The 16,268-nt window shown below is 71.6% G+C and carries 14 protein-coding genes; 5 read left to right on the top strand and 9 right to left on the bottom strand.

Annotation, left to right across the window (positions count from 1 at the left end; all coding sequences use genetic code 11):
* Positions 1 to 8: 8 nt before the first annotated feature.
* On the top strand, positions 9 to 401 hold the full coding sequence (locus ACFP2V_RS16855; protein WP_381212322.1) for a VOC family protein: 393 nt from the start codon (positions 9 to 11) through the stop codon (positions 399 to 401).
* A 102-nt stretch (positions 402 to 503) separates the two neighbouring features.
* On the opposite strand, the gene ACFP2V_RS16850 is transcribed toward ACFP2V_RS16855, so the two are convergent.
* Genes ACFP2V_RS16850 through ACFP2V_RS16840 form a run of 3 tightly spaced genes read right to left on the bottom strand, consistent with a single transcriptional unit; the run spans position 504 to position 3,378 of the window.
* Entirely contained in the window at positions 504 to 1,712 is a 1,209-nt protein-coding gene (locus ACFP2V_RS16850) for a dipeptidase (protein ID WP_381212320.1), read from the bottom strand.
* Between the two features lie 5 nt (positions 1,713 to 1,717).
* Entirely contained in the window at positions 1,718 to 2,212 is a 495-nt protein-coding gene (gene purE / locus ACFP2V_RS16845) for a 5-(carboxyamino)imidazole ribonucleotide mutase (RefSeq protein WP_381212439.1), read from the bottom strand.
* A gap of 26 nt (positions 2,213 to 2,238) precedes the next feature.
* Positions 2,239 to 3,378: a 5-(carboxyamino)imidazole ribonucleotide synthase gene (locus ACFP2V_RS16840; RefSeq protein WP_381212317.1), complete on the bottom strand. Its 1,140-nt coding sequence runs from the start codon at positions 3,376 to 3,378 to the stop codon at positions 2,239 to 2,241.
* 235 nt (positions 3,379 to 3,613) lie between these two features.
* On the opposite strand from ACFP2V_RS16840, the gene ACFP2V_RS16835 reads away from it, so the two are divergent.
* Positions 3,614 to 4,165, top strand: coding sequence for a GtrA family protein (locus tag ACFP2V_RS16835; RefSeq protein WP_381212436.1), 552 nt, complete (start codon positions 3,614 to 3,616; stop codon positions 4,163 to 4,165).
* A gap of 55 nt (positions 4,166 to 4,220) precedes the next feature.
* On the opposite strand, the gene ACFP2V_RS16830 is transcribed toward ACFP2V_RS16835, so the two are convergent.
* Positions 4,221 to 5,492, bottom strand: coding sequence for an ATP-binding protein (locus tag ACFP2V_RS16830; RefSeq protein WP_381212315.1), 1,272 nt, complete (start codon positions 5,490 to 5,492; stop codon positions 4,221 to 4,223).
* Between the two features lie 44 nt (positions 5,493 to 5,536).
* A complete protein-coding gene (locus ACFP2V_RS16825) occupies positions 5,537 to 6,214 on the bottom strand; it encodes a response regulator transcription factor (RefSeq protein ID WP_109383624.1) in 678 nt (225 codons plus the stop codon).
* 536 nt (positions 6,215 to 6,750) lie between these two features.
* On the opposite strand from ACFP2V_RS16825, the gene ACFP2V_RS16820 reads away from it, so the two are divergent.
* Positions 6,751 to 8,247 (top strand): oligopeptide:H+ symporter, encoded by a 1,497-nt coding sequence (locus ACFP2V_RS16820; protein WP_381212311.1) that lies wholly within the window; start codon positions 6,751 to 6,753, stop codon positions 8,245 to 8,247.
* A 1,186-nt stretch (positions 8,248 to 9,433) separates the two neighbouring features.
* On the opposite strand, the gene ACFP2V_RS16815 is transcribed toward ACFP2V_RS16820, so the two are convergent.
* Positions 9,434 to 10,027: an ATP-binding protein gene (locus ACFP2V_RS16815; RefSeq protein WP_381212308.1), complete on the bottom strand. Its 594-nt coding sequence runs from the start codon at positions 10,025 to 10,027 to the stop codon at positions 9,434 to 9,436.
* Positions 10,028 to 10,333: 306 nt separating this feature from the next.
* Positions 10,334 to 10,711: an STAS domain-containing protein gene (locus ACFP2V_RS16810; protein WP_381212433.1), complete on the bottom strand. Its 378-nt coding sequence runs from the start codon at positions 10,709 to 10,711 to the stop codon at positions 10,334 to 10,336.
* 239 nt (positions 10,712 to 10,950) lie between these two features.
* Between ACFP2V_RS16810 and ACFP2V_RS16805 the strand changes: the two genes are divergently transcribed.
* Together ACFP2V_RS16805 and ACFP2V_RS16800 are read left to right on the top strand one after the other, a co-directional pair.
* Positions 10,951 to 11,880: an RNA polymerase sigma factor SigF gene (locus ACFP2V_RS16805; RefSeq protein WP_381212305.1), complete on the top strand. Its 930-nt coding sequence runs from the start codon at positions 10,951 to 10,953 to the stop codon at positions 11,878 to 11,880.
* Between the two features lie 349 nt (positions 11,881 to 12,229).
* Positions 12,230 to 13,783 (top strand): ricin-type beta-trefoil lectin domain protein, encoded by a 1,554-nt coding sequence (locus ACFP2V_RS16800; RefSeq protein WP_381212302.1) that lies wholly within the window; start codon positions 12,230 to 12,232, stop codon positions 13,781 to 13,783.
* 9 nt (positions 13,784 to 13,792) lie between these two features.
* Here ACFP2V_RS16800 and hutI read toward each other — a convergent pair whose 3' ends face one another.
* Positions 13,793 to 14,965, bottom strand: coding sequence for an imidazolonepropionase (hutI, locus tag ACFP2V_RS16795; protein WP_381212299.1), 1,173 nt, complete (start codon positions 14,963 to 14,965; stop codon positions 13,793 to 13,795).
* A gap of 47 nt (positions 14,966 to 15,012) precedes the next feature.
* A partial coding sequence (locus ACFP2V_RS16790) for a formimidoylglutamate deiminase (RefSeq protein ID WP_381212296.1) occupies positions 15,013 to 16,268 on the bottom strand: 1,256 nt, incomplete at its 5' end.

Genomic DNA, 16,268 nt, shown 5'->3' with positions numbered 1-16,268 from the left:
GAGGACCCATGGCCGCCGTGGCCCGTCTGCGCTCCGTCGTCGTCGACTGTCCCGAGCCGCGCGAACTGGCCCGCTTCTACGCGGCCGTCGGGGGCGGCATGCCCGAGGAGGAGGACCCGGACCGGGTGGTGCTCCAGATCCCCGCCGGGCCCCGGCTGGCCTTCCAGCGGGCGCCCGGGTACGGCCCGCCCGACTGGCCGCGGGCCGGCCACGGCTCGCAGCAGTTCCACCTCGACTTCGACGCGGGCGGCACCTGGGAGGAGGTCGACGAGGCCGAGCAGAAGGTGCTGGCGCTGGGAGCCCGGGTGCTGGACCGGGAGGACCGCGAGAAGAAGGACTTCCGGGTGTACGCCGATCCGGCAGGGCATCCGTTCTGCCTCTGCCGGATCGAGCAGCCGTAGGGGTCCGGTCCGTCCCAGCCGTAGGGGTCTGTCCGGCGGATCCTGCCGGACGGACCCAGGCCGGGCCGCTGCGGCTCTCGTGCCGGTGGTGACCGGGCGGCCTCAGCCGTCGAGGGACTCCAGGGTCGCGTTCGACGGGGCGGTGGTCGCCCGGAGCTCGCGGGCGGTGTCCTCGGCGGCGCCCAGCACCCGTACCGCGTTCTGCCAGGTCAGCTTGGCCAGGTCGGTCCTGGACCAGCCGCGGTCGTGCAGCTCGGCGATGAGGTTCGGGTAGCCGGAGACGTCGCGCAGGCCGTCGGGGGTGAAGGCGGTGCCGTCGTAGTCGCCGCCGATGCCGAGGTGGTCGATGCCGGCGACCTCGCGCATGTGGTCCAGGTGGTCGGCCACCGTGGACACGGTGGCGACCGGACGCGGGCGGGCCTCCTCGAAGGCGGCGTGCACCTTCATCGCCTCCGCGCTGGTGTCCAGGTGGTGGAAACCGTGGGCGCGCATGTTGTCGTCGGCCTCGTTCGTCCAGTCGACGGCCGCCTGGAGCACGAACTTCGGTACGAACGTCACCATCGCGACGCCGCCGTTGGCGGGCAGCCGCTCCAGTACGTCGTCCGGGATGTTGCGCGGGTGGTCGCAGACCGCGCGGGCGGAGGAGTGCGAGAAGATCACCGGCGCGGACGTGGTGTCCAGCGCGTCCCGCATCGTCGTGGCGGCGACGTGCGAGAGGTCGACCAGCATGCCGAGCCGGTTCATCTCCCGGACCACCTCACGGCCGAACGCCGACAGGCCGCCCACGCCGGGCTCGTCCGTCGCCGAGTCCGCCCAGGCCACGTTGTAGTTGTGGGTGAGGGTCAGGTAGCGCACCCCGAGGTCGTACAACCCGCGCAGAGTACCGAGGGAGTTGGCGATGGAGTGGCCGCCCTCCGCCCCCATCAGGGAGGCGATACGGCCCTGTCCACGCGCCGCCTCCATGTCGGCGGCGGTCAACGCGGGTGCCAGGTCCTCGGGATGACGGGCCAGCAACTGCCGTACGCAGTCGATCTGTTCGAGGGTGGCCGGCACCGCGTCGGGCAGGTCCGCGCGGACGTACACCGACCAGAACTGCGCGCCGACGCCGCCCGCGCGCAGGCGCGGGATGTCGGTGTGCAGGTGGGCGGTTTGGTCACCGGCGATGTCCAGGGCGTCGAGGTCGTAGCGGACCTTCTCGCGCAGCGCCCAGGGCAGGTCGTTGTGCCCGTCGACGACGGGGAACTCGGCCAGCAGCGCGCGGGCGGCCTCGAACGACGCGGAGTCGCGCGACCCGGAGTCGGAGGATGTCATGGGGCTCACTTCCCGAAGCCGTTGCCGGAGCCTTCGGCCCTGGCACGCAGGCGTTTGCCCTTCTCCATGGCCTGCTCCTTCAGCTCCTGCTGGAACTCCCGCATCCGGCCCAGGAGTTCGTCGTCGTGGGCGGCGAGCATGCGGACCGCCAGCAGGCCCGCGTTGCGGGCGCCGCCCACCGAGACGGTGGCGACCGGGACACCGGCCGGCATCTGCACGATGGAGAGCAGGCTGTCCATGCCGTCGAGGTGCTTCAGCGGCACGGGGACGCCGATGACGGGCAGCGGGGTGACCGAGGCGAGCATGCCGGGCAGATGGGCGGCGCCGCCCGCACCCGCGATGATCACCTTCAGTCCGCGGTCCGCGGCCTGCTCGCCGTACGCGATCATCTCGCGGGGCATCCGGTGCGCGGAGACGACGTCGACCTCGTGGTCGATCTCGAACTCGTCGAGGGCCTGGGCCGCGGCCTCCATGACGGGCCAGTCGGAGTCCGATCCCATGACGATGCCGACTACGGGGCTGGGGCTCATTCGGTGATCGTGCCTCTCAGGTAGCCGGCTGCGTGACGGGCGCGTTCCAGCACGTCGTCCAGGTCGTCGCCGTAGGTGTTGACGTGGCCGACCTTGCGGCCGGGCTTCACGTCCTTGCCGTACATGTGGATCTTCAGCTGGGGATCGCGGGCCATGCAGTGCAGGTACGCGGAGTACATGTCGGGGTAGTCGCCGCCCAGGACGTTGACCATCACCGTCCACGGGGCGCGCGGGCGGGGGTCGCCGAGCGGGAGGTCGAGGACGGCGCGGACGTGGTTGGCGAACTGCGAGGTGATCGCGCCGTCCATGGTCCAGTGGCCGGAGTTGTGCGGGCGCATGGCGAGCTCGTTGACGAGGATGCGGCCGTCGCGGGTCTGGAACAGCTCCACGGCGAGATGGCCGACGACGCCGAGTTCCTTGGCGATGCCGAGCGCCATCTCCTCCGCGCGCAGGGCGAGGCCCTCGTCGAGACCGGGCGCGGGCGCGATGACCGTGTCGCAGACGCCGTTCACCTGCCGCGACTCGACGACCGGGTAGGCGACGGCCTGGCCGTGCGGGGAGCGGACCACGTTGGCGGCCAGCTCGCGCACGAAGTCGACCTTCTCCTCGGCCAGCACCGGGACCCCGGCCCGGAACGGCTCGGCGGCCTCCCCGACGGAGTCGACGACCCACACGCCCTTGCCGTCGTAGCCACCGCGGACGGTCTTGAGGACGACCGGGAAGCCCTCGCCCTCGGCCGCGAAGGCGGCCACGTCCGCGGGGTCCGTGACGATGCGGTGCCGCGGACAGGGCACGCCGATCGCGTCGAGCCGGGCGCGCATCACGCCCTTGTCCTGGGCATGCACCAGCGCCTCGGGGCCGGGGCGGACGGGGATGCCGTCCGCCTCCAGAGCCCGGAGGTGCTCGGTGGGCACATGCTCGTGATCGAAGGTGATCACGTCGCAGCCGCGGGCGAACGCGCGCAGCGTGTCCAGGTCGCGGTAGTCGCCGACGACGACATCACCGACGACCTGCGCCGCGGAATCCTGCGGAGTGTCACTGAGGAGCTTGAATCTGATGCCGAGCGGGATGCCCGCCTCGTGTGTCATACGAGCGAGCTGGCCCCCGCCGACCATGCCGACTACCGGGAACGTCACTCCCCCAGGGTATCGGTCGAGCCATGGTGGCCGATTCCACGGCCGTTCCCGGCCTGTCCACGGCCGTTCCCGGACAGGTCTGCGGCCGTTCCCGGACAGGTCTGCGGCTCAGGACCCCTCGAAAGCCCCCTGGCGTCCCTCCGCAGGAAGATTGCGCGGACGGATGGTTAGCATGGTCTGGTTGACGCCACCTCGGCGCTACGACGCCACTCCACGGACGGGGGCCGGCACGACCATGGGACGCGGTTCCTCGGGGCCTTCGACGGGCGCCCCGGCCCCGCGCGGCTCCATGCGGCAGCGCCTCGACCGGCTCGTCCGTGAAGCCGTGAAGTTCGGCGCGGTCGGCGGGGCGGGGCTGCTGGTCAATCTCCTCGTGTTCAACCTGGTCCGGCAGGTGACCGATCTCCAGGTGGTGCGGGCGAGCGTCATCGCGACCGTCGTCGCGATCGTCTTCAACTACCTGGGCTTCCGCTACTTCACGTACCGGGACCGCGACAAGTCCGGGCGCACCAAGGAAATGTCGCTGTTCCTGCTGTTCAGCGCGGTCGGCCTGGTGATCGAGAACGGCCTGCTGTACGCGGCGACCTACGGGTTCGGCTGGGACAGCCCGCTGCAGAGCAACATCTTCAAGTTCCTCGGCATCGGGATCGCCACCCTGTTCCGGTTCTGGTCCTACCGCACGTGGGTGTTCCGCGCACTGCCGGGGGCCACGGCAGTGGCGAGGGGTCCCGTCGCGGAGGGCGGGCACGGGCCCGTGGGGCCGCCCTCCCCGCAGCGCGTGCCGTAGGCAGCGGGTCCCGGGCCTGGACCGGCACCCGCACGTACGCCCTCGTGCTCCCTGTTCACCGCACCGTTCGGCGGTCGTCGTCCCGGGATTTCTGCGGCGGAGTGCGGGACAGGAACAGGCCGAAGACCGCGGGCGAGGCTTGGAGCATCTCCAGCCGGCCACCGTCCGCCTCCGCGAGGTCGCGGGCGACCGCGAGGCCGATGCCGGTGGAGTTGTGGCCGCTGATCGCGCGCTCGAAGATGCGGGCGCCCAGGTCGGTGGGGACTCCGGGGCCCTCGTCCGTGACCTCGATGACGGCCTGGTTCCCGGTGACCCGGGTGCGCAGGGCGACCGTACCGCCCCCGTGCATGAGCGAGTTCTCGATCAGCGCAGCCAGCACCTGGGCGACCGCGCCCGGCGTGCCGACGGCCCGCAGATGCCGCTTGCCGGAGGTGACGATCGCGCGGCCGACACTGCGGTAGGCGGGGCGCCACTCCGCGAGCTGCTGCTGGATCACCTCGTCGAGGTCGAAGGTGACGGCCGAGCCGGTCTGCGGGTCGCGGGAGTTGGTCAGCAGCCGCTGCACCACGTCCGTCAGGCGTTCCACCTGCGCCAGCGCGATCGTCGCCTCCTCCTTCACCGTCTCGGGGTCGTCGGTGAGGGTGATCTCCTCCAGCCGCATGGACAGCGCGGTGAGCGGGGTGCGCAGCTGGTGGGAGGCGTCGGCGGCGAGCCGCCGTTCGGCGGTCAACATGCGGCCGATGCGCTCGGCGGAGGAGTCCAGCACGTCCGCGACCCGGTCCAGCTCGGGAACGCCGTAGCGCCGGTGGCGGGGGCGCGGGTCCCCCGAGCCGAGGCGCTCGGCGGTCTCCGCGAGGTCGGTCAGCGGCGAGGCGAGCCGGTTCGCCTGGCGCACTGCCAGCAGCACCGCCGCGATCACCGCCAGCAGCGCCACCAGTCCGATGATCAGCAGTGTGCGGCCGACCTCCCGGGTCACCGAGGAGTGCGGCTCCTGGACGGTGACCGTCTCGCCCTCCTCGCCGGGCGCCGAGGCGCTGATGACGTCGCCCTTCGGCTTGTCGCCGATCTCGATGGGCGCCCTGCCGGGCAGGTGTACGACGGCGTAGCGGTCCTCGGTGACCTGGTCCCTGAGGACCCCGGCGGTGACCTTCTCGTCGACGAGCAGCCTGCTGTCGACGATGCTGGCGAGCCGTACCGCCTCGGACTCGACCCGCTCCCTGGCGCTTTCGGTGATCGTACGGGTCTCCACGAGCACCAGGGACACGCCGAACACGGCGATCACGACGAGTACGACGGCGAGCGTGGACTGGATCAGTCGGCGGCGCATGTCCTCATATCCGAACCTGGATCACGACGTACGGGGTGGGGGGTTCAGCTCTTCTCGAAACGGAACCCCACGCCTCGTACGGTCGCGATGTAGCGGGGGTTGGCCGCGTCGTCGCCGAGCTTCTTGCGCAGCCAGGAGATGTGCATGTCGAGGGTCTTGGTGGACGACCACCAGGTGGTGTCCCAGACCTCGCGCATCAGCTGGTCGCGGGTGACGACCCGGCCCGCGTCGCGCACCAGGACCCGCAACAGGTCGAACTCCTTGGCGGTGAGCTGGAGTTCCTCCTCGCCCATCCATGCCCGGTGCGACTCGACGTCGATGCGCACCCCGTGCGTCGCGGGCGGCTGCTGCGGTTCGGTGGCACCGCGCCGCAGCAGGGCCCGTACCCGGGCGAGCAGTTCGGCGAGCCGGAACGGCTTGGTGACGTAGTCGTCGGCGCCGGCGTCCAGGCCGACGACGGTGTCGACCTCGTCGGCACGCGCGGTAAGAATCAGGATCGGCACCGTGTGGCCGTCGGAACGCAGCCGACGGGCGACCTCCAGGCCGTCCATGCCCGGCAGTCCGAGGTCCAGCACCACCAGGTCGATGCCGCCCTGCAGGCCTGCGTCGAGCGCGCTGGGTCCGTCCTCACGCACCTCCACCTCGTAGCCCTCCCGGCGCAGGGCGCGGGCCAGCGGCTCCGAGATGGACGCGTCGTCCTCGGCGAGCAGTACACGGGTCATGGACTGATGGTAGTCCCGCGCCGACACGGCCCGGGGTGTGATCACCGGCGCCGGTTCTTACCCGACACACACCGGATTCTCACGTCCGGGGTCCGTGGGCCGCGCCTGGAGGTGGGGGGTGCAACCCTGGAAAGAACCTTCGATTGAGTGATCGCGGTTCCCTCGAAGCCTGTGATCCATGTCTCAAGTCCTTCCATATCGGGCACTGTCCTGCCGTATGGTGAACCAACGCCTGTTGCACCACGGGGGCCTTTGGCGCAGTTGACGCCGAAGGTCTCTTTCGTGTGCGGGCCGGCTTCCCGCCAGCCTTTCCTGGCTGGTCCCCCCGGCCCCGTAAGGAATGACCTGTGGCCGGGCCTCTCCGCACATAGACGCGCGTAGAGGCGTGGATCCCGGTGGTCACCGTCCGCCGCTCCGTGATCGGAGCGGGCTCCCAGGGGCGTGGGGGTGGAGGGCAGGGCCCGCCGGTGCCGGCCAGCCCCCCACCGGGCGCGTACGCACTCACGCGACGCGTCCCGACCAGCAAGGAACGACCCATGGCGTCCAGCCTGACGAAGGACTCGGTCTCACCGGGCACCCCCGGTTCCGAGAAGACCTTCTTCGGCCACCCCCGCGGACTGGCCACTCTCTTCATGACCGAGATGTGGGAGCGGTTCTCCTACTACGGCATGAGGGCCCTGCTCCCGCTGTACCTCGTCGCCCCGGGCGGCATGGCCATGAACGCCGGTACCGCGACGGCCATCTACTCGGTGTACCTGTCGCTGGTGTACCTGCTCACGATGCCGGGCGGCTGGTTCGCCGACCGGGTCCTCGGTCCGCGCAAGACCGTCACCGTCGCCGCCGTGGTCATCATGCTCGGCCATCTGACGCTGGCCCTGCCGTCCGCCGGCACCTTCTACGCCGGTCTCGGTCTGGTCGCGATCGGCTCCGGCCTCCTGAAGGCCAACATCTCCACGATGGTCGGCCAGTTGTACGCCGGTCCGGACGACCCGCGTCGCGACGGCGGCTTCACCGTCTTCTACATGGGCATCAACCTCGGCGCCTTCGCCGCACCGCTGATCATCGGCACCGTCGGTGAGAACGTCGGCTGGCACTTCGGCTTCGCGCTCGCCGCGGTCGGCATGGGGCTCGGCCTGATCCAGTTCCTGCTGGGCAGCCGTCACCTCTCCCCGCAGTCCAGCGTCGTACCCAAGCCGCTGTCCGCCGCCGAGAAGTCCGCCACGCTGCGCAAGTCCGCCTTCTGGGCCGGCATCGCCGTCGTCGCGTACGCCGTCGTCGGTTTCTCGGGCCACTACACGCTGAACTGGATCCTGGTCCCGCTGACGCTGCTCGGTTTGATCATTCCTGTGCTGGTGCTGGTGCGGATCAAGCGCGACCGGGACCTGGACCAGACCGAGCAGTCGAAGATGTCCGCGTACATCTGGTTCTTCGTGGCCGCGGCCGTGTTCTGGATGATCTACGACCAGGGCGGCTCGACCCTGTCGCTCTTCGCCGACGCGTCGGCCAACAACAGCGTCCTCGGCTGGAAGTTCCCGGTCTCCTGGTACCAGTCGGTCAACCCGGTCCTGATCATGGCGCTGGCCCCGGTCTTCGCCTGGTTCTGGCTGGCGCTGAACCGGCGCGGCAAGGAGCCCAGCACGATCGTGAAGTTCGGCTCCGGTCTGGTGCTGGTCGGCGCGTCCTTCTTCCTGTTCCTCGCCCCGCTGTCCATCGCCGAGGGCGGTCACAAGGCGGCGGCGGCCTGGCTGGTGGCGATCTACTTCGTGCAGACCGTCGGTGAGCTGCTGCTCTCCCCGGTCGGCCTGTCGGTGACCACGAAGATGGCGCCCGCGAAGTACGCCTCGCAGATGATGGGCGTCTGGTTCCTGGCCGTCACCGCCGGTGACGCCACGACCGGCCTGCTCTCCATCTTCGGTGTCGACCTGAACGGGTCCGGCGTCGTCGCGTTGGAGGCCACCCTCGCGGTGGTCGCCGGTGTCGCGGTGTGGATGTACCGCAGCAAGGTCAAGGAACTGATGGGCGGCGTCCGCTGACACCGTGCGCCCGACGCCGTACGGCATGACGCCGTGCGGCCGTGACCCGGTCGGCTCGCCGCCGCGGTCACACTCACGAGCCGGAGGGCCCCGCACCCGTACGTACAGCAGTACGTACGCGGATGCGGGGCCCTCCGGGCGTTCTCGCGGCGGACACGGGCGGGCACGCCGTGTTCACGGGGCGGGGTGCGGAGCCCGCATCGGCGTCGGCTCCGACCAGCGGGGGCCCGGGGCCGTCGGCGCCGGTCCCGGGGGGTGTACGTAGCCCACCACGGCCGGCCCCGCGCGGAAGACGGCAACCGGTACGACCAGGAGGACCATGGCCCGGAAGGGGGTCGCTCCCCAGGGACGGGGCCAGGGCCTCTCGTGTGGATCGGGCCGGTTCAGGGAGCGGGGTCCGGCGCCGGGGTCGCCGCTCACGCCCTTCGGGCAGTGGGGCCCCGCAGGGCGGAGGGGGGAGCCTGTGGGGGGTCTCCCCTGCTCACGGGGGTCCCCCCTGCTCACGGGGGTCCCTACCCATGGGGGTCTCCCTGCCCATGAGGTCCCCTGCTCATGGATGTCCCCCCGCTCATAGAGCCCCCGCTCACGGGGGTCCCTGCCCATGGGGGTCCCCCCGCTCATAGAGCCCCCCGCTCACGGGGATCCCTGCTCACGGGGGTCCCGCTCATGGAGCCCCCTGCCCATGAAGGTCCCCCCGCTCGAGCGGAGCCGGGGGTGGGGGAAAGGTCGAGAGCTCGGGGAGGGAGCCCCGGGGACCGACGGCAACGCGGCGAGGTGTGGTGCCGGGGCCCGCGAGGCCGGCCTGATCCACACGAGAGGCCCCACAGGGCCAGGGCTGCTCCGTGAAGACCTTGCCACCGTGCTTCGGGGAAACCGGGTGGTCGCCGTACGCACCGGCCGTGCCGCCCGGCGGGACGGTGCCCTCCCAGGGCCGGCCCCTCCCACTGCGGGGCATGGACGCCGTAGGACGTGCCGACCTGGAAGACGGGGTTCTCCACGGGGGACGTCCGGTGTTGCCGACGGAACATTCCTGACGTCGCATCAAACCTGGTGACCCGTCAGGGTATGCCGGGGGCAGGAGAAGGAAGACACGGTGCGCACCGGATCCGTGACGATCCGGTGCACGTGCGGTGGGGCGCGGCGGGGGCGCGACAAGTGGAGTCGCGGAAGGCGGAGGCTCCGCCGGTCAGGCGGGCACCCCGAGTTCCGCCCATACGGTCTTGCCCGCGATGCCCTGGACACGTACGACGCCCCAGTCCAGGCAGAGCCGCTGGACGATGAACATGCCGTGCCCGCCGGGCCGGCCCGCCCGGTGCGGGGTACGCGGTGCCGGCTGGCCGGCGCCCCGGTCGGTGACCTCGAGCCGGATCACCTTGTTGTCGCAGACGATGCCCAGCTGGTCCGGCCCCTCGGCGTGCAGGCAGGCGTTGGTGACCAGTTCGGACACGACGAGCAGGACGTCCTCGGCGGCGGCCCTCCGGTCGGCGGTGGCGGCGGGCAGCCAGCCCCACGCATGCAGCGCCTGGCGGGTGAAATCACGGGCCAGGGGAACGACGCCGCTTTGGTCCTCGAAGCTCAGCCGACGGACCTGACGCCCTCCCGGCGAACCCGAGGGCCCCGACGCCTCCGGCGACCCCGTCGGCATGGACGCCGCCGCGGCCTGCGCCCCGGACGGCGGCGCGGCCACGTCCCCCTCCGGCGCGCCGCCCCCGGGCACCCCGGAACCGCCGCTGGGCTCCGGACCACGGTCGCCCGGCAAGTAGGGCCGGGTGGTGCTCATCAGCGCTTCACCTCACCGATTCACCAGTTCACCAGTTCAAAAATCCGTACTCACTCAGTCACGCCGTGCGGGGTCGTCCGGCTCTCGGCGTCCCCTCGACCGTGACAACGGACACGTTCAGCTTGTCTCCTGCCCGAGGCGGCCGAGGCGACACCCCCGCGTTCGCACAAGAAAGGCGCAACGCTCCGGGAGCGGCTCGAAGAGGGCCCGCGGAAAGAACCGCGGGGTGCCACATCGCTCGACGCACCGGAAGGAGAACGCCCGCCCACGGACCCGCCGCGGGGTGGCACCGGCCTGCCCACGCGGTCATCCGGAATCGTCGGCCAGGGCCGCCTCGAGGTTGTCATGGAGGGTGAACACCGCTTCCGCCCCCGTGATCTCGAACACACGCGCGACCACGGGCTGCATTCCCGCGAGATGCACCCCGCCCCCGGCGGCGTCGGCCTTCAGCCTGGCGCCGAGCAGCACATTGAGCCCGGTGGAGTCGCAGAACTCCAGGCCGGAGCAGTCGATGACAAGCCGCTTGAATCCCTTGGCGAGGCAGCTCTCCAGTGGCTCACGCAACAGATCGGCGGTGTGGTGATCCAACTCACCCGCCGGAGTCACGACGGCGCTGGGGCCCTCTTCTCGCACCTCGACCAGAAGCCGGCCCGACTGTGCGCTGCCGACCGTCCCGCGGTCCATGCCGTCTCTCTCTCCCACCAGTCATGGCTACTACTGACGCCGTCGAACATTACGCCTTCCGAGCACACTCCGACAGCCGAACAATCAGCAGTAAACGGACACATGCCAACAGAACTCACTTGCGGTGGGCTTGCGAAACCGGGTAGGGCTAGAAGGGACACGTACTCGACACGGTCGGCTTCGGAGGCGCCGCACACCGCAGTGCACGAAACGGCATCGGCAGCCATACGCCGAGAACGATGGAGGACATCATGTCACCCCGGCTCGACGCATCGCGTACCCAGAAAGCGACGTCGACACTCCCTCCGGAACATCTGACTCCCATCGAGCAGGACGATGCGGGTGTCGTCCCGGACGACGATCTACTCGCCGGGCTCCCGGAGATCCCCCCTTTTGACGAGGTGGGCCCGGTCGACGCACGGGCGCTGTCCAAGACCCTCTTCGAGCGGCTGGAGTCGTTGGAGGAAGGCACCCACGAATATGCGTACGTACGCAACACGCTCGTCGAACTGAACCTGGCCCTGGTCAAGTTCGCCGCCTCCCGCTTCCGCTCGCGCAGCGAGCCGATGGAGGACATCATCCAGGTCGGCACCATCGGTCTGATCAAGGCGATCGACCGCTTCGAGCTTTCGCGCGGCGTGGAGTTCCCCACCTTCGCGATGCCGACCATCATCGGTGAGATCAAGCGCTTCTTCCGTGACACCTCGTGGTCCGTGCGCGTACCGCGCCGACTGCAGGAGCTGCGGCTCGACCTGGCCAAGGCGGGTGACGAGCTGGCGCAGCAGCTCGACCGGTCCCCGACGGTGGGCGAACTGGCCGAGCGCCTGGGCATCTCCAGGGACGAGGTCGTCGAAGGCATGGCGGCGTCGAACGCCTACACCGCTTCCTCGCTCGACGCCCAGCCGGAGGAGGACGACGCCGAGGGCGCGCTGTCGGACCGGATCGGTTACGAGGACCACGGCCTCGAAGGCATCGAGTACGTCGAGTCGTTGAAGCCGCTGATCGCCGAACTGCTGCCGCGCGACCGGAAGATCCTCTCGCTGCGCTTCGTGGCCGGCATGACCCAGTCGGAGATCGGCGAGGAACTGGGCATTTCGCAGATGCACGTGTCACGACTGCTGTCACGAACACTGGTCCGGCTGCGCAAGGGGCTGACCCTCGAGGAATGACGGGTGACCGCGCCCTGCGCCCTTCACTCCGCTCCCCCCTCCCCCTGACGGCCCGCACTCAGCGCCTCACACGTCGCGCCCCGCACTCCGCCGACGCCGGATGCCCTTCCCGGGCCCCGGGCGCCGGCCGAGCGCGGGGCGCGCCGCGTTACCCACGGTCACCCCTTTCCCTACGAGCCTTCTTCCTCCACTATGGGCACGCCCAGACCGGCTGGTATGTCAGGACGACGGGTCCGACGGCCAGGGATGAGGGCCTGTCGTTTGGATCGTGCCGGGCTCACGGGCCCCGGCACCGCACCTCGCTTCCTGATGCGGCCTGATCCCGGCGAAAGACCCTAGGAGGCGGTGCATGACTCGGGGCGACGGAACCGTCGACGACAACGAGGTCGGCGGCGGACACACAGGTGCGCACACGGATGCCTCCGACATCCGGCTGACCGAGATGCTGCGCGCCGACACCTCGGCCGCGTACGCGGCACTTCAGGAACTCCGCGCCCGGCACGGCCCGCCCGTGCTCGCCTACGCCCGCCGGTGCACCACGGGCGATTCCAGCGCGCGTCAACTCGCCGCGCAGGCCTTCACCCACGCCGCCCGCGAAACCGCCCGCGGCACCGATCCCGGCGGCCCCCTGCGCCACCAACTCCTCCTGCTGACCGTCCGGGTGGCAGCGACCTGGGCCGCCGACGGGCGGGCCGGCGGACTGGACGCCGGACTGCACCTCGTACTGAGTTCGTCCGGCCCCGACGGCCCGGTCCCGTCCATGCTCGCCGCGTTCCGGACACTGCCGTACCGGGCGCAGGGCCTCATCTGGTACGGGATCGTGGACCAGGAGCCCGCGGACCGCACGGCGACGCTTCTCGGCCTCAGCCGTCAGGACGTGGCCTACGACACCCGGTCCGCACTGCAGTCGCTGGGCCAGGCCTGTCTGCGGGCCCGGCTGGCCGCCTCGGACGATCCCCGGTGCGCCGACTTCCGCCGGCTCATCGAGGAGTCGGTACGGCCCGACGGCCCCCGCGACAGCGCCGACCTGCACACCCACATGGCCCACTGCGGGCACTGCACCGCGGCGTACGAGGAACTGTGCGCCCTGCGGGACGAGCCGCGCACCACCCTGGCCGAGGGGCTGCTGCCATGGGCGGGCACGGCGTACACCGCCCCCGTACCCGCACCGGCCGGGCCGTCCGTCGGCGCCGGTAGCGCGGTCGGGACGTGGCCGGTGTCCCGGCGCCTGGTGCTGGCCTCGACGGCACTCGGCGTTGCCGTGGTGCCGCTGCTGCTCCTGCTGTGGTCACCGGCCGGCACGCCGGCCGGGCACACCTCGGAATCCGTCCCCACCGTGGCGGCCCCGCCGCCGGTGACCGTGACGGCCACGCCCCCACCGCCCCCCACCGCGTCCGCGACGCGGTCCCCCTCACCGTCCCCTTCGAAGTCTTCGAAGACTTCGAAGCCCAGCCCTTCCCACCCTCCACGCCCCACGCCGTCGCCCACGCCCACCTATCCGCCGCCGGGCGGCGCATACGCACAAGTGGTGAATCTGGCGTCGGGCCTGTGCCTGGACATCGACGGCGACCTGGAGAACCGCGCGGACGTCGTCACGGCAGCCTGCGACTCCTCCCGCTCCCAGCGGTGGCGGGTCGACGCGGAGCGCGGTGTGCTGCAGGCCTACGCCGACTCCGACTACTGCCTGGACAGCCGCGGCGCGGTGAGCCGGGGCGTCGGCATCTGGGAGTGCGACTCGGTGGACGGGCGCAATGGACAGAACCTGCGCTTCGCCGTCGACGCCCGGGGAGTGATCCGCCCGGCCATCGCGCCGGACCATGCGGTGACGGCGGCCGGGGACGGCTCGGTGTCCCTGGGCAGGGAGGCGGGGCGGACGGATCAGCGGTGGCGTGCCGGGGCCTGATCCCACTGGTCAGAGCACGCGGACACCGCGCCGCCATACGCCCGTGACCAGGGGGACGCCGGGGCGGTAGGCCAGGTGGACGTGGCTCGGGGCGTCGAGGAGGACGAGGTCGGCGCGGGCCCCGGGGGTGAGCCGGCCGATGTCGGTGCGGCGCAGGGCGGCCGCACCGCCCGCGGTGACCGACCAGAGGGCCTCGTCGGGCGTCATGCCCATGTCCCGCACGGCCAGTGCGACGCAGAACGGCACCGAGGAAGTGAAGGACGACCCCGGGTTGCAGTCCGTGGACAGCGCGACGGTGACGCCCGCGTCGAGCAGTCTGCGGGCGTCCGGCCAGGCGGCCCGGGTGGAGAACTCGGCGCCCGGCAGCAGGGTCGCGACCGTACGGCTGTGGGCGAGGGCGTCCACGTCGGCGTCGGTGAGGTGCGTGCAGTGGTCGGCGCTGGCCGCGTCGAGTTCGACGGCGAGCTGCACGCCGGGGCCGTGGGTGAGCTGGTTGGCGTGGATGCGCGGGTGCAGGCCCTTCGCCAGGCCCGCGGTGAGGACGGCGCGCGCCTGGTCGCCGTCGAAGGCGCCCTTCTCGCAGAAGACGTCGACCCAGCGGGCGTGCGGCGCGCACGCGTCCAGCATTTTTCCCGTGACCAGGTCCACATAACCGGCCGGGTCGTCGGCGTACTCGGGGGCGACGATGTGGGCGCCGAGGTAGGTGACCTCGTCGGTGTGACGGGCGGCCAGCCGCAGGGCGCGGGCCTCGTCCTCGAGGGTCAGGCCGTAGCCGGACTTGGTTTCGACGGTCGTGGTGCCCTGGCGCAGCGCCTCGGTGAGGAAACGGGTCAGGTTCGCCTCGAGTTCCGCGTCGCTCGCGGCCCGGGTGGCGGCGACGGTGGTGCGGATGCCGCCCGCGCTGTAGGGGCGGCCGGACATCCGGGCGTTGAACTCGTCGGTGCGGTCGCCCGCGAAGACCAGGTGGGAGTGCGAGTCGACGAAGCCCGGGATCACCGCCCGGCCTGCGGCGTCGACCCGGTTGTCAGTGGCGGGTGCTTTGCTTGATCCACCGGTCCACGCGACGCGGTCGCCGTCGATGACGACGGCCGCGTCCCGGACCTGCCCGAGGGGAGACGAGTCACCGAGGGAGGGATCGTTGGTGACCAGCGTGGCGATGTTGACGATGGCGGTGCTGCTCATGGCGTCCTCGTGGATGGCGGGGGCGGGCGCGGGGTCGCGGCCGGCGTTCAGGTCCTCAGTGCCCCGACAGCGCGCGCGAGGGCGTGCGGCACATCGGGTACGAGGGTGTGCGCCCCGTCGCGTACGACGTGCCGCCCCGCCACGATCGTGTGCCGTACGTCGGCCGCCGTCGCGGCGAATACGGCGGTCTCGGCGCCGAGCCGGTGCGGTGGCCCCGCTGTTCTGACCGACTCCAGGGTGAGGGTGGTCAGGTCGGCGAGGGCGCCGGGTTCGATGGTGCCCGCCCGGTCCCAGCCGAGGGCGGCGTGACCGTCGGCGGTGGCCGCCCGCAGCAGTGCGTTCGCCGTCCAGTGGCCGCGGGTGCGGGTGCGCAGGCGCTCGTTCAGCTCCAGGGCGCGCGCCTCCTCCAGCAGGTCGATGACGGCATGGCTGTCCGAGCCGAGGGAGAGCGGGGAGCCCCGGCGCTGGAGGGCGGCCGCGGGGCCGATGCCGTCGGCCAGGTCGCGTTCCGTGGTGGGGCACATGCAGGTGCCGGTGCCGCTGCCGCCGATGAGCGCGATGTCCTGGCGGGTGAGGTGCGTGTTGTGGATGCCGGTGGTGCGCGGTCCGAGCACGCCGTGGTCGGCGAGGAGGCGGGTCGGGGTGCGGCCGTGCGCCTCCTGGCAGGCCGCGTTCTCGGCGGTCTGCTCCGACAGATGCACATGCAGCGGGGCCCGCCGCTCCTCCGCCCAGCGTGCCACGGTCTCCAGCTCCCGGGCGGGCACGGCCCGTACGGAGTGGATGGCGGCACCGATCCGCGCGTGACCCCGTTCCTTGAGAACTGAACAGCGTTCGGCCCAGGCCTCGGCGGTGCCGTCGGAGAAGCGGCGCTGGTGGACGGTGGGCGGCTCGCCGAAGCCGGCGGACAGGTAGGCGGTGTCGAGGAGGGTGATGCGGACACCGGCCTCGGCGGCGGCCGCGATGAGCGCCTCCCCCATGGCGTTGGGGTCGGCGTAGGGGGCGCCGCCGGGGGCGTGGTGCAGGTAGTGGAACTCGCCGACGGCGGTGATGCCGGCGAGGGCCATCTCCGCGTACACGGCGCGGGCGAGCCGGTGGTAGGTCTCGGGGGTCAGCCGGTCGGCGATCGAGTACATCACCTCGCGCCAGGTCCAGAAGGTGCCGGTACCGACTTGGACGGTGCCGCGCAGTGCGCGGTGAAAAGCGTGCGAGTGGGCGTTGGCCAGCCCGGGGAGGGTCAGCCCGCGCAGGATCTCCGCCCCGGGGGGCGGGGCGGGGACGGCGGTGGTGACGGCGGTGATGCGGC

Origin of the sequence: Streptomyces incanus (assembly GCF_042656345.1) — a bacterium.
Lineage (GTDB): Bacteria > Actinomycetota > Actinomycetes > Streptomycetales > Streptomycetaceae > Streptomyces > Streptomyces incanus.
The sequence above is the reverse complement of the archived record's forward strand: the minus strand, read 5'-3'. Positions and strand labels throughout refer to the sequence as shown.